This window comes from Streptomyces sp. KL109B (assembly GCF_030766935.1).
Lineage (GTDB): Bacteria > Actinomycetota > Actinomycetes > Streptomycetales > Streptomycetaceae > Streptomyces.
The window spans coordinates 964,480-982,399 of the sequence record NZ_JASERL010000002.1 but is presented as its reverse complement, the minus strand read 5'-3'; the positions used below and the strand labels follow the sequence as shown (position 1 = coordinate 982,399).

Below are 17,920 nucleotides of genomic sequence, written 5' to 3'. Positions count from 1 at the left end.
TTCAGGCGCGGCGCGTGACGAACGCGGTCCACGCCTCCGGCGTGACCGTGAAGTGCGGGCCGCCGTCGGCGTTCTTGGAGTCGCGGACGTGGACGGCGGTGGGGTGGGCGGCGACCTCGACGCAGGCGCCGCCCTCGTCGCTGCTGTAGCTGGACTTCCGCCAGTCGTAGGCGACTTCGAGGCAGGCGCCGCCCTCGCTGCTGCTGTAGCTCGACTTGAACCAGTGAAGCGCGATGGTCATGACTCTCCTAGCAAGCGATCCAGCAGGCCCTTGGTCTCCTTGGGAGTGAGGGACTGTGATCGCAGCATCGCATACTTGCGCTCCAGGATGGACACTTCGTTCGGGTCGGAAACCCACTGGCTGCCGCGCTGCGACTCGGTGTACGCGAGGTGTTGGTGGTCCGGAGTCTCCAGGAGGATGAAGGACCCGGCGTCTCCAGCGTTCTCGGGGGCATCCAGCGGCAGTACCTGCACCGACATCCCGGGGAGATCCGCGCACTCGCGCAGGAACCTCAACTGTGCCTTGCGTACGGCGGGTTCGGCGAAGGCCATCTTCAGCGCGGGCTCCCAGATGACGAAGCTCGTGGTCGGCGGGTCCTTGCGGTGCAGGATCTCCCGGCGTTCGACACGGGCGGCCACCTTCGTCTCGATCTCGTCCTCGTCGTACGCGGGCACGCGCTGCTGGAGCAACACCCTTGCGTAGTCGGCGGTTTGGAGGAGGCCGGGGATGACCAGCGCGTCGTACCAGGCCAGGGTGATGGCCTCCCGCTCGTGCTGGATGTACTGCTCGGCGAAGAGCGGGAACTGGTCGATCTCCGGCATCGCCGCGACGGCCGTCGCCAACGCCCCTTTCGTTACGAGGAGTTGGTCCATCGCCTCCGCCATCTTCGGGACCAGCGGGCGCCGCGCCTGCTCGATCGCCGCGATGGTCGACTCGGCCACTATCAGCCGTTCCGCGAGCGTCGCCTGGGTGTAACCGGCGGCCTTGCGGAAGAGGGCGACGAGGTCGGCGACCAACCGCATCGCCGACGGGTTCTTCGGCTGATGTTGCGCAGGGCTCATGACGGGCAATCTCCCCGCCCCCGTTCCTTCTTGACCCCACTCGAACCCCGACAAAAAATCTGTCGGGGTGGATCGACTGCCGCCAGTCAATCACCCTCCGTAACCATGCGGTGCATGAACAGCGAAACCCGCGAGCACTTCTACCGCCGCGAACGCCAATCGATCCCCGCCGCCCGGGAGTTCGCCCGCGCCGCGCTCACCGACTGGCACGTGGCGCCCGACCGCGCGCACGACGTCCTCCTCTGCGTCAGCGAACTCACCACCAACGCCCTCCTGTACGGCGTCCCGCCCGGCCGCGGCTACCTCCTGCGCCTCCTGCCCCACGAACAAGGTCTCCGCGTAGAGGTGCACGACAGCGGCGACGGCGTACCGCGCCAGGTGCGCACCGGGGAGGGCGGCCGCGGCCTGGTCCTCGTAGCGGAGATCGCGGACGCGTGGGGAGTGGGGGAGCGGGACCCGGGCAAGGTGGTGTGGTGTGAGTTCGGCCTCCTGTCGCCGTGTGCCCGTGCTCGTATGGTGTGAGGACACATGGGTGACGGGGGTGGGCCATGGAACTGGGCACAGTGGGCTTGAAGGTGGCGTCCTCGGTGGTGAAGCCGCTGCTTGAGCGGTTCGTGCTGCCGCCGAAGAAGGCGCCGGGCGCCGAGTATCCCGGTGAAAAGCCCGTCCGCGTACGGTCGTTGCTGGCCTTCGTCGGCGACCGTCCCGCCCTCAGCCGCGACGACATGCACCGGCTGTCCCTGGAACTCGTGCGTCGCGCCGTGCGTGCCTCCGACTCCTCGTTCGAAGGCACGCTGTCCGACGACGAGCAGATCGCCGTGGGGCATGCGCTCACCGAGACGCTCAGTGCCCTCGGCGACTTCGACATGAACGACATCGATGTGCTGTTGCTCGGTCCGGAGGCGCTGGCCGACAAGCTCAGGAAGGCGGCGGAGCGGCACATCAAGGGGCTGCTCACTCCTGAAGCCGCCGACTTCTACAACGGACTGCTCGTCACCGCCTGTACGCACCTCGTGCGAATCTTCACCGAGCGGCCGGGGTTCGCCGCCCGCGCCCAACTCTCGATCGCCGGTCAACTGAACGAACACACCGCACTGTTGGAGCAGCTGTTGCGGATCGTGTCCGGGGAGGAGCACCTGGCCGCCGACATCCGTTTCGAGGAGGACTACTCGCGATACGTGATCGACCGGCACAGGCGGATCACCATCTACGGGGTCGACCTGCGCGACCCCGGCGGCCTGGAATGGCCCCTGGAGACCGCCTATTTGGGCCAGCGCGCCATCGCGGCTCCGGTCTCCGGCGCCACCGACACCTCCGAGGAGTCCGGCGGTGAGCCGGAGGCCGGTGTGGAGGAGCGCGTCGAGGACGCGCTCGCCACGCACAGCCGCGTCCTGCTGCACGGTCTCGCGGGCACCGGCAAGACGACCCTCGTGCAGTGGCTCGCGGTCACCACCGCACGGCAGGACACCGTGCCGGGACATCTGCCACAGCTCGTGGGGCGGGTCCCGTTCGTGCTGCCGCTGCGCAACCTCGCCCGCGAGGGCGGCAAACTGCCCATGCCCCAGGACTTCTTGAGGTGGATGAGGTGCCCGCTCGTCGGCACGGAACCCGACGGCTGGGCGCCGCGCGTGCTGAAGAACGGCCGTGGCGTGGTCCTCATCGACGGACTCGACGAGATCCCCGAGGACGACCGCAATCGCACCCGCGAGTGGCTGGTCGGGCTCCTGCGCACGCTCCCCGGCAACCTGTGGCTCGCCACCACCCGGCCCGCCGCCCTCGGCCCCGACTGGCTGCGCGGCGAGGACTTCCACGAGTGCACGCTGGACGCGCTGCGCCCCGCCGAACTGCGGCACTTCATCCGCCGCTGGCACGAGGCGGTCGGCGCGCGTGCGGGGCTCGACGACGAACTGACGCAGGCGCTGCGCGCGAACCACGGGCTGAGCAGGCTCGCCACCAACCCGCTGATGTGCAGCCTGATCTGCGCCCTGCACCGGGAACGCCGCGGTTTCCTGCCGCGCGGACGCGCCGCCCTCTACAAGGCGGCCCTGTCCATGCTGCTCGAACGGCGCGACACGCAAAAGGAGTTGTACGAGCGTGGCCCCCTGCTCGACGAGGAGGCCGCCACCGAGCCCCTCAAACGCCTCGCGTACTGGCTGATCCGCAATGAGCGCGCCCAGATCGAGCGGAGCGTCGCCGTCGACGTGGTGCGCCGGCTCCAGTCCCAGGTTCCCGGCCTCGACGCCTTCGGGAAGGCCGAAGGCGCCCTCCAGTACCTACTCGAACGCTCCGGTCTGCTCCGTGAACCTTCCGTGGGCGCCATCGACTTCATCCACCGCACGTTTCAGGACTACCTGGGAGCCAAGGCTGTATTGGAGGAGCGGGACTTCGGCATGCTGGTGAAGCACGCCCACCTCGACCAGTGGGAGGATGTGGTCCAGATGGCCGTCGCACAGGGCGACCACAGGGAACGCGCCGAACTGCTGCGGCAGTTGAGCGACCGCGGCAACCGGGAGCACGACACCACCGTCCGGGCCCGCATCCGGCTGCTCGCCCTCGCCTCCCTGGAACAGGCGACCCGCCTGGAGCCGACCGTACGGCAGACCATCGAGGCCGAAGCGGCCCGCATGCTGCCGCCGCGCAGCCTGCGCCAGGCCAAGGACCTCGCCCGCACCGGCCCCCTCCTGCTCGGGCTGCTGCCGCGCGCCGAGGACCTGCACGGCGACGAGGAACTCGCCACCGTGCACGCCCTCTGCCAGATCGGCGGCGACGCCGCCATCCCGCGCCTGCGCGAGTTCCTCGGCACCACCCAACCCGCCGTACGGGGCCAACTCCTCGGCCACTGGGACCGGTTCGACACCGACGTGTACGCCGAAGAGATCATCCGGCCGCTCCTCGCCGAGCCCCGCGGGGACACCGTCACCGTGCGTTCGCCGGCCGAGCTCGCGGTCCTCGCCGAGCTGCCCGGCTGCGAACGCGTCGGCATCCACGGCGACTTCGACCCCGCCGCCGTACGCGCCGCACTCGACCCGGAGGTGCTGCGCGGACTGCGGCTGCGCGGCGCCCTGCGCGTGTCCGACCTGGCCCTCCTCGACGGCTTCGACGCCCTGGAGGAGCTGACCCTGCAGAGCTGCCGCAACCTCACCGAATCGGCGCCGCTCACCCGGCTGCCGCGGCTGCGCGGCCTCACCCTCGCCGACCTTCCGCAGTTCGAGCCGCTGTCGGGCCTCGCGGGCTGCCGCGGCCTCGAAGCCCTGCACCTGGGACCCGGCGTGCCCTGGCGCGGCCTCGCCGAACTGCCCTACCTCGACCGGCTGCACACTCTCGCGCTGCCCCCGGGCGCCATCGACCTCTCCGCGACCACCCGCTGCACCCGGCTGCGGGAACTGCGGCTGCACGAAGCCGGGGACAAGCTGCTGCCCGAGGACTGGGGCAGGCCCCTCGCCGAAGTCGCCGAACTGCGCACCCTGACCCTGTCGCCGGAACAGCTGAGCCTGCTGCTGTTCGACGCGCAGGTCCGGATGCCCCAGGTCACCCACCTCTACGTGTACGCGAAACCGGGAAAGCCCGTGCCCCTGGGGCGTATCGCCCTCAGGCTGCCCGGCCTGGTGGAGCTGCACCTCATCCAGGTCGACGACATCGACCTGTCCCACCTGAATCCGCTTGCGGCGCTGCGCCGCGTACGGCTCGCCTACCCCGGGAACGTACGGGCCGCCGAAGAGCTGCGGGACGGCGTCGAGCTGGAAATGTACCCCCGTTCCTGATCCGTCACGGACATCCCCGGCCCGGTTCCGACCTGCCGCGACCACCTTGCTGATCCCCTGGTGGGCGATCGGCCGTCCCGGTAAATTCGTGGGCTCGAAGGGGAGTTGAGCACGCCGAGGGGAAGCGGGACGCTTCTGATGGGCAGGTCGCAGGTGCCGCCACTGTACGCGCGCGACCCCGTGGTGCACGCTCTGGTACCGGCCCTCGTCGGCCTCGCCTACGAGCAACGGGCCCGCAGGAAGAAGACGTTCGGCGACGATCTGCCCGTCGTCCTGCTCACCGGCCGGCACGGGACGGGCCGCAGCGCCGTCCTCGACGCGCTCGACGAGCACTACCGCGGGCGGCTGCCGCTCGCCCACGTCAGCGTGGTGCCGTCGGGCCGCGCCGCACAGCCGGGCGAGGCGCGGCCCGACGGGGTCGGGCCCGCCGCCGACCTGGTGGAGATCCTGGAGCGCCTGGTGTGCGCGTTCGCCCCCGGGCTCAGCCGGTTTCCCGTCCTGGTGCCCAGCCTGTTCGCCGTGTCCGGCTGGCGCGAGGGGAACGCCGAGGAACGCGACGCCGTCTGCGCCCGCCACGCCCGCATGCTCCTCGCCTGCGGACTGATGCGCGGCGACGAACGCGCGGTGGCCCGCGAATGGGCCGCGAAGGTGGAGGCGTCCCTGGCCGGGAACGCGCAGGAGGACCCGGAGACGGAGCCGGGCGCCGACGGCGGGGAGGCACCGGATGCGCCGCGCGTCACACGGGCCGTCCTGCGGGAACTGGCCTCGCTGGGCGGCATCGGCTCCGCCGTCCGCAAGTGGTACGCCCAGCGCCGACCACCAGGGCACCCGCCCGACGCGGGGCACGAAGCCCTCGTCCGGCTCGGCGGGAACTTCCGCTACGGCGGCGACTTCCGGCGGGCCGGTGAGACCGAACTGATGGCGGCCTTCCTCGACGAGATCGGCTCCGCCTACGCGACCGTACGCCGCTGGAACCGCGAGGCGTGGCCGCTGATCCTGCTCGACGAGGCACACACCCCGCCGGGGCGGCGCTTCCTGGAGCTGCTGCTCGACCACCGCGCCGCACCCCAGCGGCCGGGCCGCGACCGGATCACCGTCGTCGCCACCCACCTCGGCGACCTGACCGAGGACGAGGCGCCGTACGCCGTGCGCTGCGAACTCGCCGACCTGCTGCCCCCGGCCGGCACCGCGCAGCGCGAGCACGCGCCACCCGTATGGGAACGCGTCGGGCACCACGCGTCCGCCGGACTGCTCGTCGTGCCGCTCACCCCGCTCGGCCGCGACGACATACTGAACCTGCTCGACCCGACCGCCTCGCTGCTGCTCCACCCCCATCTGGCGTCCGCCCTGCACGCGTTGACCGACGGGCACCCGCTCTCCGCGAGCCTGCTGTGCGACGCCGTGGTGCACGCGGTGGGGCAAGGCCGCGCCGTCACGCCCAAGGACCTGCTCCACCTGAAGACCGAAGGCGGGCGACCCGTCACCGAAGTGCTGCTCGAACAGCTGCTGCCCGAGCGCCGCCAGCGCGACCGGCTGATCACGTTCTGCCTGGCCAGGAATCACGCGGCCGCCGAGGAACTCGCCAAGGAACATCTGCACCTCGACGGCCCGGAGCTGCCGGTGAACTCCGCCGCCCAGTACCTCGTCGAGCGGCAGTGGCAGCCGCCCGTCCCCCTCGAACAGCCCCTGGTGGCCGACCCGTTGCTGCAACGGCTGCTCGTGCACGAGGCGCGCCGCACGCTGCCGCCCACCGAAGGGGCGCACAGCTGGCACGGGATCCACAACTTCCTGCACAAGTACCACGTACCGCGTGCCGACACGGAAGAGGCCGAGGCGCTGTGGCACAAGCTCGCCACCGGGGACGCGCGGAAGGTCGTGGACCGGCTCTACGAGGGGTTCAGCAGCCCCGCGGTCCAGGAGAGCGTCGAACACTGGATGGCGTGCCTGCGCAGCTGCGCCACCGCGCCGACACCGCCTGCGGGCAGCGCTCCGGAGGGCGTCGAGCCCTGGACCGACCAGCGGGTACGGCTCGCGCGGGAGGAGCACCAGGGCCGCTCCGCCCCGCGTGACGAGACGGACCGCGCCATCAACCGGCTGCTGCACGCCCTGTGGTACCTGTCCGAGCCGTACGCCGACGCGGACATCGATGAGGACGCCGGAGAAATGTGCCAGGCCGTCGGTACCGAACTCGGCTTTCTCGCCCGCCGCCACGACACGTGGCACGGGGCGCTCGGCCGGGCCGCCCGCGACTGGCCGCCCGCCGCCCGCAAGCGGCTTCCCCTGCCCATCCCAGCCAGCGAAGGATCCTGATGTTCCGTGGTCGACCCAAGGAATGGGGCCCGCTGGACTGGGGCGTCGCCCTCCTGGCGGTGCTCGCACTCGTCGGCGGCGTCATCTGGTTCGTGCAGTCCCGCCCCGGCGACTGCGGCGACGACCTCGAACCGCGCGGCAAGGACTGCGTCGGGGTCACCGCGCACGCCTTCGAGACGGGGGACACCGCCATCGACGGCCTGATCCGGAAGGTGGCCGACGAGAACGCGCGCGTCCAGCGCGAGCGGGACGACCCGGAGGGCCGGCAGGCTCCCGTCCCGTACGCGCGGATCGCGTTGATGATGCCGTTCACCGCCGACGCCACCAGCGCGATGACCCACGACACGATCCGCCGCGGTCTGGCCGGCGCCCTCGCCGCCCAGCAGGAGGCGAACCGGGCCGGCGGCGGCCCGCACTACCAGCTGCTGCTCGCCCCCGACGGCCGCGGCCTCGACCAGTGGGAGGACGTCGTCGACCGGCTCGACGAGCTGGCCCAGGACAAGAAGACGCCGCTGATCGGCGTGACCGGCATCCCGAACAGCACCGCCGAGACCCGCAGCGCGGTCGCCGACCTGTCCGGGCGCTCCATCCCCACCGTGGGCCCGGTGATCAGCGCGACCTCGCTGAACTACCAGTACCTCTTCAAGACCTCACCCAACAACGAGGAGTTCGTCCGCGCCCTCGACGCGTATCTGCGCGAGCACCGGGGCGAGGGCAGCGGCTTCCTCGTCTGGGACACCCGCGAGGGCGACGTCTACACGAAGGACCTGCGCAAGGTCATCAAGGAGCGCTTCGACGACAAGTACGACCTGGACAACCGCAACGCCCACTTCGTCGGCTCGTCCGGCGACGACCAGGGCATGACGCGCCGGTTCTCCGACGCCGCCACGAAGATCTGCGGCAAGAAGGCGGACACCGTCTTCTACGCGGGCCGGGACCAGGACCTGCCCTATCTCATCAACCGCCTGGCGGGAGAAGGCAGTTGCGACCACCGCCACAAGCTGCGGATCCTGAAGGTCGGCACCGGCCTCGACCCCGCCCTCACCACCGAGGACGTCAAGGGCGACCTCACCACGATCAACGCGACCATCGTGGACGCCTCGGGCTACGACCCCGCCTGGGTGAAGAACCGGAACACGCCGCCCCGGGGCTCCGCCGCGTTCGTGGCCCGCTTCCAGAAGCTGGCGAAGACGTACAAGCTGGGCGGCAAGGCGCTGGACGACGGCTACGCGGCGATGTACTACGACGGCTTCACGCTGCTCGCCGGCGCCGTGGACCGCACGTACAGCGAGGTCCACGACACCGGCGACCAGAAGTCCGACCCCATGCTGCTGCCGTCCGCGAAGGACATCTACGGCACGCTCACCACGGCGACCCTCGACGGCAGCCACTGCGACCGCTGCTTGCAGGGCGCGAGCGGCACCTACGGCTTCATGGGGCCCGGCGAGAACGACCAGTGGGCGGTCTGCAAGCCCGTCCCGATCGTGGAGTTCCCGCCGGGCACCGGAAAGCCCCAGCCGGTGTACCGCACCTACCGCGGCGGCAAGGCGGGCGCCTGCCCCTCGTGAGGGCGGGCAGGGCCGATGCCGGGGCGGGTGGTGCGGGTCACGACAGCAGCTCCACCTCCGCCACCGTCGCCGCCCCACCGGAGAACACCAGCCGGTAGTGCTTGTGGGCGGCCGGGTCCGGCACGGAGAACGCCCGCGTCTGCTGGTCCCAGGCGAAGGACTCGCCGGAGCGTTCGTCGACGGTCTGCCACTTCCGACCGTCGTCCGACGCCTCCAGCTTCCAGCCCGTCGGCGCCTTCGCCCGGTCGTCCGACGACGTCAGCGTGTACTGGACCGCCTTCGCGCCGTCCGCGCCGACCGGCAGCTCCACGGACTCCGAACTGGCCGACGTAGCAGAGGAGTTGTCGAAGAGCGCGCCGGACCCGGTGATCGCGTCGGAGCGCGGCGACGGCACCTTGTCGTCGTTCGTGATCGAGGTCGGGGCCGCGCCCGCCCCCGTACCCCACTTCGACGGCTTGTCGCCCATCGCGAACTCGATGACGCCGCCCTTGGCGATCGCCTCGTGCGGCAGCGACGTCTTGTTCCACGTACGGCCGTTGACCTTCACGCCCTGCACGTAGACGTTCTTCGCGCTGTTCTTCGGCGCCTTGACAACGAGGTCCTTGCCGTTCTCCAGATGGACCGTCATCTTCGTGAACTGCGGGGAACCGATGGCGTATTCACCGCTGCCCATCACCAGCGGGTAGAAGCCGAGCGAGGAGAACAGGTACCAGGCGCTCTGCTCGCCGTTGTCCTCGTCGCCGTGGTAGCCCTGGCCGATCTCGTTGCCGGTGTAGAGCCGCGACAGGACCTCGCGCACCTTCTCCTGCGTCTTCCACGGCTGACTGGCCGCGTCGTACATGTACGTGACGTGGTGGGCGACCTGGTTCGAGTGGCCGTACATGCCCATCCGTACGTCGCGCGCCTCGGTCATCTCGTGGATGACACCGCCGTACGATCCGGCGACGTCCTTCGAGCCCGTCTCCGGAGTGTCGAAGTACGTGTCGAGCTTCTTGGCGAGCCCGGCCCTGCCGCCGTACAGGTTGGCGAGGCCGCGGCTGTCCTGGACGGCGGTGAAGGCGTAGCCCCAGGCGTTGGTCTCGGTGTAGTCGTAGCCCCAGATCGCCGGGTCGAAGTCCTCCGACTTCACCCGCCAGTCGCCGGCCTTGTCCTTGCCCTGGAAGAATCCCGGGCTCGAACTGCCGCTCGCCGCCTTGTCGTCGAACATGTTGACGTAGTCGCGGGCCCGGTTCAGGAAGTACTCGGACTCCTCCTTGTAGTGCTTGTCGCCCGTCTTCTTGTAGAGCTTGCGGCCCATCTCCGCGATGCCGAAGTCATTGAGGTATCCCTCAAGAGCCCACGACATGCCCTCGTGCGTGTCCGACGGGGTGTAGCCGAGAAACGGGGACGTCTCCATGCCCTTGCGGCCGACACCCGCCTGCGGAGGCACCACCGTCGCGTTCTTCACGGCCGCCTTGTACGCCGACTCCACGTCGAAGTCGTCGACGCCCTTCACGTACGCGTCCGCGAACGCGACGTCGGAGGAGGTGCCGGTCATCAGGTCGGCGTACCCGGGCGAGGACCAGCGCGAGGTCCAGCCGCCGTCCCGGTACTGCTGCACGAACCCGTCGACCAACTCGCCCGCCTTCTTGGGCGTGAGCAGCGAGTACGCGGGCCATGTCGTGCGATACGTGTCCCAGAAGCCGTTGTTGACGTACGGCTTGCCCTCGACGATCTTCGCGCCGGTGTGGGTGGGGGAGTCGGGGCCCGGCATGGGCGAGAAGGGCGAGGCGTACTTGTACGTGGCCGTGCCGGATCCGCCCTCCGAACGGACCTTCTCGAACGCCGAGTTGGGGTACAGGTACAGCCGGTAGAGCGAGGAGTAGAGGCTCGTGCGCTGGTCGTCCGTCGCGCCCTCGACCTCCACCTTCTTCATCAGCGTGTCCCACTGGGCGCGCGCCGCGTCCCGTACGTCGCCGAAGGAGCGGCTCTCCGGGAGCTCCTGCGCCAGGTTGTCCTTGGCCTGGTCGACGCCGATGAGGGAGGTCGCGAGGCGCAGGGTGACGGTCCTGTCCTTGCCCGCGTCGAACGTGAAGTGCCCCTTCACGCCCGCCGATTCGGCGTCCTTCACCGGCTTGTCGAAGACCCCGTACACGAACAGGCGCGTCGCACCCGCCGACAGCCCGGACTTCACGTCCGAGTAGCCGGTCACGACCCCGTTCTCCTTGTCGAGCGTGAGGCCGCCCTTGTCGGAGACGTTGTCGAAGACCACGCTCGCGTCGTCGTCGGGGTAGCTGAAGCGGAGCGCGGCGGCGTGGTCGGTGGGCGTCATCTCCGCGCGCACGCCGTTCTGGAACTTCACGCCGTAGTACGAGGGGGTGGCCGTCTCGTCGTCGTGCTTGAACGGCAGGGCCCGGCCCGAGCGCGAGGTGTCGAGCGCGTCGCCCGCCTTCGCCGACGGCATCACCTGGAACGTCTGCCGGTCACCCATCCACGGGCTCGGCTCGTGGCTCGCCGAGAACGCTTCGAGGGTCGGCAGATTGTCCGCGTTGTTGTCGCGCGCGTAGTCGTACAGCCAGCTCAGCGAGCCCGCGTTGGTCACCGGCGTCCAGAAGTTGAAGCCGTGCGGGACGGCGGTCGCCGGGAACGTGTTGCCGCGCGAGAAGTCGCCGGTGGAGTTCGTGCCGCGGGTCGTGGACGCGTAGTCGCTCAAGTGCGCCTTGGGCGGGGCGGGTTGAGCCTTCGCGATGCTGAGGTCGTCGAGCCAGCCGCGGAACTTCGCGGGCCCCTTCGGGGAGTCGTACGCGACGAGCACCCGGTCGACGGTCTTCCCGGCGGCGACGGAACCGATCGACGCCTTCACGGCGTTCCACTGATTCACGTACAGCCGCTTGGCCGCGCCCTGCCCCTGCGGAGTGAGCGCCCCGCCGTACGAGTCGACGGCCTTGAGGTCGCTGAGGTACGTGCCGTCGGTGAAGGCCAGGTCGACGGAGACGTTCGTGGCGTCGTAGTCGCGGTCGTCGTCCGCCATCGACGGGAAGATCTTGTAGGCGAGCTCGGTGTCCTTGGCCACCGCCACGTCGACGTCGAAGACCTTGTTGTACGAGTAGGCGCGGCCGTCTCCCTTGTGCGTGCCCGCGTAGCGCAGCGCGCGCGTCCCGGTGAAGCCGACGCCGGCCTTCGCGGTGGGGGAGGCGGTCGGGCCGCGGTCCACGAGCGAGAGCATGTCCTCGGGGGCGGGTGTGGAGTCCTCGCCGGTGGAGAGCTGGAAGTCGGCCAGCTGGGTGGCGTCGCTCGCGCCGTTGTTCTTCGTGAATTCGACGCGGTAGTGCGCGTAGGCGGTGGCCGGGTCCTGGATGTCGTACGTCTTGAGCTGGTGGCGCTTGTCGAACGTCTCGCCGGAGCGGGAGTCGAGCGTTTTCCAGTCCTTGCCGTCCGTCGAACCCTTCAGGGTCCAGTCCTTCGGGTCGCGCTCGTCGTGGTCGTTGGCCGACGTGAGCGCGTACTTGGAGATCTTGACCGGCTCGTCGAGGTCGTACTCCACCCACGCCGTCGGCGTGAACGCCAGCCACTTGGTCGTCGCCTCGCCGTCGACGAGGTTCTCCTTGGTCTCGCCGCCGCTGGTGTTCTCGCCACTGGCCCGGATGTCGGTGACGTGGCCGTTCACATTGCCCGGCATGCCGCTGCTGTACGCGCCGTCCACGCCGCTCGACCGCTTGCTGCCGTCCGGGGCGGTGTCGACGGTGTTCAGCCAGTCGGGGGCCGGCTGCCCGGCCTCGAAGGACGAGCGGAATTCCGGCCGGGGCTCGGCGGCCCGGGCGGGTGTCGCGGTGGTGAGGCCCTGGCCGGCGGCCGTGAGCACGAGTGCGGCCGCGCCGAGCGCGGCCGTGGCACCGAATCTGTGTCTGCGTCTCATCAAAAGTGTGCCCTTCGGCTAATGGACAACGTTGTCAGTTAGCTGAGCAAGGTCCAGTAGTGGCCCAAGTGCACAGTGGTGTCAAGGGTGTTGGGTGCTTATGGACGGAATGGGCGACGGAGTTGTCACACACGGCGCGTGCGGAAGCCCTCACGCGGGGTGAGCGAAGGTCGGCTGTGTGAATTGCCCATGTACAGTGGCAAATCTTGGCAAAAGATCCAGTCTCGTCGTCTTTGCTTCCGGCGTCAGGAAACGTCATGCGTGTTCCCGCATCCCCCTCGTGGCCCGCCGCCCTCTGTCCCGGCCTCGTCTTCGCGGCCGGCGTCGCGGTCTTCGACGTGGTGCTCGGCGCGGACGTCGGGCTGCTCCCGCTCTTCGCCGTCTGCCCCGCGCTCACCGCCTGCTGCTCCCCGCCCCGCAAGGTCGTGACCTGCGGCTTCGTCGCGCTCCTGCTGTGTGCGGCGGTGGCCGCGTACGACGACCTGTTCTTCACGCGGCGCGGCGCGGTGGCCCTGATCAGCGTGGCCCTGGTGACCGGGGCCTCCGCCGTCGCCGCGCAGGCGCGTGTGCGGCACGAGCGGCGGGCCACCCGGCACCGGATGATCTCCGAGTTCGTCCAGAGCGTGATCCTCGCCCCGGTGCCCCAGGACACCGCCCCCGCCCGGATCGCCGCCTCCTACCTCTCGGCGACCGAGGACGCCCGGATCGGCGGCGACTTCTACGAGGTGGTCCCGGCGCCCGGCGGCGTCCGCGTCGTCATCGGCGACGTACAGGGCAAGGGGCTGAGCGCCGTGCGCACCGCCACCGTGATGCTCAGCGCCTTCCGGATGAGCGCGCACGACTCCGCGGACCTGGGCGAGGTCGCCGCCAAGATGGCGGACGCGCTCCAACGCCGGGGCGTGGACGAGCAGTTCGTCACCGCGGTGCTCGCCGAACTCGCTCCGTCGGGACGGCTCACGCTGCTCTCCTTCGGGCATCCGCCGCCGCTCGTCGTGCGGGCCGACGGTGGCCACGAACTCGCCCAACCACCAAGCCACGCCCTGCCGTTCGGCCTGGAGTGGCTGGAGGCGGAGCCGCCGGAGCCGAGCCATGTCGAGCTGGCGGACGGCGACCGCGTGCTGCTCTACACCGACGGCCTCGCCGAGGCGCGGAACGCGGAGGACGCCTTCTATCCGCTGGTGCGGCGCGTCCGGTTGCTGCGCGGGGAGTCCCTCGACGACTGCCTCGTGCATGTGCGCTCCGATGTGCACGCGCACACGGAATCGGGTGTCGACGACGATTCCGCGCTGCTGCTGATGGAATTCCGCGCGGCGGGGTAAGCCCGTCTCCGCAAGCGGTCCGAGGGATTCCGCTACACCCTTTGTAGGCAAGGGAGTTGGAAAGATCCGTTCGTCGCTCGTGCGACGTATTTCCGTGAGGTCTCAACTCGGAAAAGACCGACACCCAAACCTGCATCGATCTTGCTCCCCCCGCTGTGAGTGGACTATACCTGTCGCCACCGCTCCGGCCGTGCGTCCTGCCGGGCGGGCACCACCCAGCTCCACCTGCGTTACGCAGCACATCACCGCGGTGCCGGGGAGGATCCGGTTCACCGCCTGAGTCCTGTTAGAAGGCGAGGACTTGAGCATGGGATCCACCCTCGGTGCAGGCCTTTTCCGACATCGCTCAGCTGATCACCATCGGTGCCGCTGAGCGGCACCGTCATCAGGACGCGTTCACAGAGAACTGCGGCAAGCGCATGGCCATTCCGGCCCGGCAGCCGACCAATCAGCACATCGGTAGAGATCCAGTCGATCAGTGAGGATGCAGAGATGACCATTCGTGCCGGCTCTCTTGACAGGCGCACGCTCCTGCGTGGAGCGATAGCAACAGCGGCCATGGGTTCGTTCGCCGTCGCGTGTGGCTCCCCCTCCAGCGACGACGACAACAACGGTGGCGCGAAGAACAAGGGCAGCAGCAAGAACCCGTTCGGCGTCGAAAAGAACTCCAAGGTCGAGGCGGCCATCTTCGACGGCGGCTACGGCACCGACTACGTCGATTACGTCAACAAGGTCATCGGCGCTCAGGTCGCCGGTACCAAGGTGCAGGTCAAGCCGGTCGTCGACATCGCCCCTGAGCTCCAGCCCCGGTTCGTCGGCGGCAACCCGCCGGACCTCATCGACAACTCCGGTGAGGACCAGATCGGGTTCCTCGGCATCCTCGACCAGCTGGAGGAGCTGGACGACCTCTTCGAGGCGAAGACGTACGAGGGCAAGAAGATCGCCGACATCGTCTACCCCGGCGTCAAGGAACCCGGGACGTACAACGACAAGTTCGTCGCGCTCCGCTACGTGATGACGGTGTACGGCGTCTGGTACTCGAAGACGCTGTTCGAGGAGAACAACTGGACCCCGCCCAAGACGTGGGACGAGGCGCTCGACCTCGGCCAGAAGGCGAAGAAGAAGGGCAAGTACCTCTTCGTCCACGGCAAGGAAGCAGCAACGTACTACCAGACGATGCTGTTCGCCTCGGCGATCAAGGAGGGTGGCAACGAGGTCCGGCTCGCTCTGGGAAATCTGGAGAAGAACGCCTGGTCGCACCCGGCCATCCAGGGCGTCCTCAAGGTCATGGAGACCATGGTCAAGGAGAAGATGTTCGTCCCCGGTGGCTCCGGCACCCAGTTCCAGAAGGCGCAGGCGATCTGGAGCAACGACCAGAAGGCGATTCTCTACCCGTCCGGTGGCTGGATCGAGAACGAGATGAAGGACGCCACCAAGAAGGACTTCCAGATGACCGGCTTCCCGGAGATGACGCTCACGGACAAGCCGAAGCTGCCCTACGAGACGCTGCACGCGGCCTCGGGCGAGCCGTTCATCGTTCCCAAGCAGGGCAAGAACCCGGCCGGTGGCAAAGAGGTGCTGCGGGCGATGCTGTCCGAGAAGGCGGCTGCCAACTTCTCGAAGACGAAGCTGGCCCCGACGGTCGTCAAGGGCACCGTGCCGGCGGACGGCTTCGGATCATCGGCCCTTGTCTCCCAGACGAAGCTGCTCAACGCCGCGGGCGACAACATCTACGACATGCGGCGGTTCGTCGAGGCCTACGGGATGAACACCGACCAGCTGGTGCCGTGGAACTCGTTCCTCTCCGGTGACCTCGACGCCAAGGGGCTGACGAGGGCTCTGCAGAAGATCTCCGACAAGGTCAGGGATGACGACTCCGTCGACAAGATCAAGATCAGCTAGCACTGCCATGAGTGACACGATCACCAAATCCGAAGCCGCGGGCGGCCGGCCGACACCGGCCGCCCGTGGCGGGCGGCCCCGCCGCCGCAAGCTCACGTTCGACCGGGTGACGTTCTTCCTCGCGTTCCTCGGCATCCCGCTGACCATCTTCGTGCTCTTCGTCCTGTACCCGTTCGCCCAGGCGATCTTCTGGGGGATGACGAACTGGCGCGGCTTCAGCCCGGACTACGACTTCGTCGGGCTCGACAACTTCACCAAGATGTTCCAGGACGAGGTCTTCCTGAAGGCGTTGACCAACGTCGCGCTGCTGGCGGCCGTCGTGCCGTTCGTGACGTTGACGCTCGCCCTGGGGGTCGCGGTGGCCGTCACCCTGGGCGGGCCCAGCATCGGCCCCGTCCGGGGCATCGGCGCCGCCTCCTTCTACCGGATCATCTCGTTCTTCCCCTACGTCGTTCCGGCGATCATCGTCGGCCTGATCTGGGCCCAGATGTTCGACCCGAACGCGGGTCTGGTCAACGGCGTCCTGACCTCGCTCGGCCTCGACCACTTCAAGGAGTTCGCCTGGCTCGGCGAGACGTCGACGGCGATGCCGGCCCTGATGTTCGTCATCGTCTGGGGGCTCGTCGGGTTCTACGCGGTGCTCTTCATCGCCGCGATCAAGGGAGTCCCCGCCGAGCTGTACGAGGCGGCCAGGATCGACGGGGCCGGCCGGTTCCGGATGACGATCTCGATCACCCTGCCGGCGATCCGGGACAGCGTGCAGACGGCGTACATCTACCTGGGCATCGCCGCCCTCGACGCGTTCGTCTACGTACAGGCGATGCTGCCGAACGGCGGTCCCGCCAACTCGACCCTGACGATCAGTCAGCGGCTGTACCACATGGCCTTCACCAAGCAGCAGTTCGGCCTCGCCACCGCGATGGGCGTCGTCCTCGCCGTCGTCACCCTGGTGTTCGCGGCGCTCGTCTTCACCGTCAACCGCCTGACCGGCGGCGGCGAGAACGAGGGCAAAGAGAAGGCGCGTGGCTGGAAGGCCCGGCGTGCCGGTTCCGAGGGAGGTAGCCGGTGAGCGCCATAGCCGCCGACCGCAAGGTGAAGAGCGACCGGAAGCTGACGCGCGTCGCCGTGAGCAGCGACCGCAGGTTCGCGGTGCTCTCGCACACCCTGCTGATCCTGTGGTCCGTGATCGTGGCCGTGCCCATGCTGTGGGTGCTGATGTCCTCGTTCAAGTCGACCGGCGAGATCCTGTCGTCGCCGTTCGAGCTGCCGGGCCACTGGCGGGTCGAGAACTACGTGAACGCGTGGACCGACGCGAACATCGGGAAGTTCTTCCTGAACTCGGTGATCGTCGTGGTCTCCGCGCTGTTCCTGGTGATGCTGCTGGGCGCGATGTGCGCGTACATCCTGGCCAGGTTCCAGTTCCCCGGCCGCCGGCTGATCTATTACGTGATGCTGGCCGGACTCACCTTCCCGGTCTTCCTGGCCATCGTCCCGCTCTTCTTCCAGCTCCAGAACTTCGGCCTCCTCAACACCCGGCCGGGACTGATCCTCACCTACGTCGCGTTCGCGCTGCCGTTCACGGTGTTCTTCCTCTACGCGTTCTTCCGGTCGCTGCCGCACGACGTGTACGAGGCCGCGCTGATCGACGGCGCCGGGGACTGGAGGGCGTTCTTCCAGGTGATGCTGCCGATGGCCCGTCCTGGCATGGCCGCGGTGGCGATCTTCAACTTCCTGGGTCTGTGGAACCAGTTCCTGCTGCCGGTCGCGCTCAACACCGACCAGGACAAATGGGTGCTGACCCAGGGCATGGCCGCGTACGCGTCTTCGCAGGTTTACAACATCGACTACGGTGCGCTGTTCGCGGCGATCGTCGTCACGGTGGTGCCCGTACTGATCGTGTACATCTTCTTCCAGCGCCGGATCGCCGGCTCGGTGTCGCAAGGCACCTTCCGCTGACGGCGATTCGTCGCCCAACAAGCCGCGCGACAGGGGTCGGGCCCCGGAGGATCTCCTCTCCGGGGCCCGACCCCTGCGTACGGTGTAAAGCACCGATTTCTGTCAAGGGCTTGACGGCGGAGACACCTTCAGCGGAGCTTGGAGTTC

General features: G+C 69.0%; 11 protein-coding genes. 8 read left to right on the top strand and 3 right to left on the bottom strand.

Translation table 11 applies throughout. The annotated features are described in order from the left end of the window. Nucleotide 1: 1 nt before the first annotated feature. Both RBJ65_RS10085 and RBJ65_RS10080 read right to left on the bottom strand, forming a co-directional pair. On the bottom strand, nucleotides 2-241 hold the full coding sequence (locus tag RBJ65_RS10085) for a DUF397 domain-containing protein (protein WP_306318241.1): 240 nt from the start codon (nucleotides 239-241) through the stop codon (nucleotides 2-4). Next, complete coding sequence (locus tag RBJ65_RS10080; protein WP_306318242.1) at nucleotides 238-1,062, bottom strand: helix-turn-helix transcriptional regulator; 825 nt, start codon at nucleotides 1,060-1,062, stop codon at nucleotides 238-240. Before RBJ65_RS10080 ends, RBJ65_RS10085 begins: the two co-directional genes overlap by 4 nt. 114 nt (nucleotides 1,063-1,176) lie before the next feature. Between RBJ65_RS10080 and RBJ65_RS10075 the strand changes: the two genes are divergently transcribed. From RBJ65_RS10075 to RBJ65_RS10060, 4 genes are all read left to right on the top strand, one after another. After that, entirely contained in the window at nucleotides 1,177-1,584 is a 408-nt protein-coding gene (locus RBJ65_RS10075) for an ATP-binding protein (protein WP_306318243.1), read from the top strand. 26 nt (nucleotides 1,585-1,610) lie between these two features. Continuing rightward, entirely contained in the window at nucleotides 1,611-4,823 is a 3,213-nt protein-coding gene (locus RBJ65_RS10070) for an NACHT domain-containing NTPase (RefSeq protein WP_306318244.1), read from the top strand. Between the two features lie 138 nt (nucleotides 4,824-4,961). Continuing rightward, nucleotides 4,962-7,133 carry an ATP-binding protein gene (locus RBJ65_RS10065; RefSeq protein WP_306318245.1) on the top strand — a complete coding sequence of 724 codons (2,172 nt, stop codon included), beginning with the start codon at nucleotides 4,962-4,964 and terminating at the stop codon, nucleotides 7,131-7,133. Further along, nucleotides 7,133-8,701, top strand: a complete 1,569-nt coding sequence (locus RBJ65_RS10060; RefSeq protein ID WP_306318246.1) for an ABC transporter substrate-binding protein — start codon at nucleotides 7,133-7,135, stop codon at nucleotides 8,699-8,701. Before RBJ65_RS10065 ends, RBJ65_RS10060 begins: the two co-directional genes overlap by 1 nt. A gap of 37 nt (nucleotides 8,702-8,738) precedes the next feature. Here the strand turns inward: RBJ65_RS10060 and RBJ65_RS10055 are convergent, their stop codons facing one another. Next, nucleotides 8,739-12,596 (bottom strand): GH92 family glycosyl hydrolase, encoded by a 3,858-nt coding sequence (locus tag RBJ65_RS10055; protein ID WP_306318247.1) that lies wholly within the window; start codon nucleotides 12,594-12,596, stop codon nucleotides 8,739-8,741. 257 nt (nucleotides 12,597-12,853) lie between these two features. Between RBJ65_RS10055 and RBJ65_RS10050 the strand changes: the two genes are divergently transcribed. From RBJ65_RS10050 to RBJ65_RS10035, 4 genes are all read left to right on the top strand, one after another. Continuing rightward, nucleotides 12,854-13,915 carry a PP2C family protein-serine/threonine phosphatase gene (locus RBJ65_RS10050; RefSeq protein WP_306318248.1) on the top strand — a complete coding sequence of 354 codons (1,062 nt, stop codon included), beginning with the start codon at nucleotides 12,854-12,856 and terminating at the stop codon, nucleotides 13,913-13,915. Nucleotides 13,916-14,473: 558 nt separating this feature from the next. Further along, a complete protein-coding gene (gene ngcE, locus RBJ65_RS10045; protein ID WP_306318249.1) occupies nucleotides 14,474-15,817 on the top strand; it encodes an N-acetylglucosamine/diacetylchitobiose ABC transporter substrate-binding protein in 1,344 nt (447 codons plus the stop codon). 7 nt (nucleotides 15,818-15,824) lie between these two features. Beyond that, the gene (locus RBJ65_RS10040; protein WP_306318250.1) at nucleotides 15,825-16,886 is read left to right on the top strand and encodes a carbohydrate ABC transporter permease; all 1,062 of its coding nucleotides are present in this window, start codon (nucleotides 15,825-15,827) and stop codon (nucleotides 16,884-16,886) included. Continuing rightward, the gene (locus RBJ65_RS10035; protein WP_306318251.1) at nucleotides 16,883-17,773 is read left to right on the top strand and encodes a carbohydrate ABC transporter permease; all 891 of its coding nucleotides are present in this window, start codon (nucleotides 16,883-16,885) and stop codon (nucleotides 17,771-17,773) included. The genes RBJ65_RS10040 and RBJ65_RS10035 overlap by 4 nt, the downstream gene beginning before the upstream one ends. The last annotated feature ends 147 nt before the right edge of the window (nucleotides 17,774-17,920 follow it).

What these genes read in the sequence shown, in the direction of transcription:
- RBJ65_RS10085 (WP_306318241.1), bottom strand. Translation starts at nt 241, where the DNA reads ATGACCATCGCGCTTCACTGGTTCAAGTCGAGCTACAGCAGCAGCGAG.
- RBJ65_RS10080 (WP_306318242.1), bottom strand. Translation starts at nt 1,062, where the DNA reads ATGAGCCCTGCGCAACATCAGCCGAAGAACCCGTCGGCGATGCGGTTG.
- RBJ65_RS10075 (WP_306318243.1), top strand. Translation starts at nt 1,177, where the DNA reads ATGAACAGCGAAACCCGCGAGCACTTCTACCGCCGCGAACGCCAATCG.
- RBJ65_RS10070 (WP_306318244.1), top strand. Translation starts at nt 1,611, where the DNA reads ATGGAACTGGGCACAGTGGGCTTGAAGGTGGCGTCCTCGGTGGTGAAG.
- RBJ65_RS10065 (WP_306318245.1), top strand. Translation starts at nt 4,962, where the DNA reads ATGGGCAGGTCGCAGGTGCCGCCACTGTACGCGCGCGACCCCGTGGTG.
- RBJ65_RS10060 (WP_306318246.1), top strand. Translation starts at nt 7,133, where the DNA reads ATGTTCCGTGGTCGACCCAAGGAATGGGGCCCGCTGGACTGGGGCGTC.
- RBJ65_RS10055 (WP_306318247.1), bottom strand. Translation starts at nt 12,596, where the DNA reads ATGAGACGCAGACACAGATTCGGTGCCACGGCCGCGCTCGGCGCGGCC.
- RBJ65_RS10050 (WP_306318248.1), top strand. Translation starts at nt 12,854, where the DNA reads ATGCGTGTTCCCGCATCCCCCTCGTGGCCCGCCGCCCTCTGTCCCGGC.
- ngcE (WP_306318249.1), top strand. Translation starts at nt 14,474, where the DNA reads ATGGGTTCGTTCGCCGTCGCGTGTGGCTCCCCCTCCAGCGACGACGAC.
- RBJ65_RS10040 (WP_306318250.1), top strand. Translation starts at nt 15,825, where the DNA reads ATGAGTGACACGATCACCAAATCCGAAGCCGCGGGCGGCCGGCCGACA.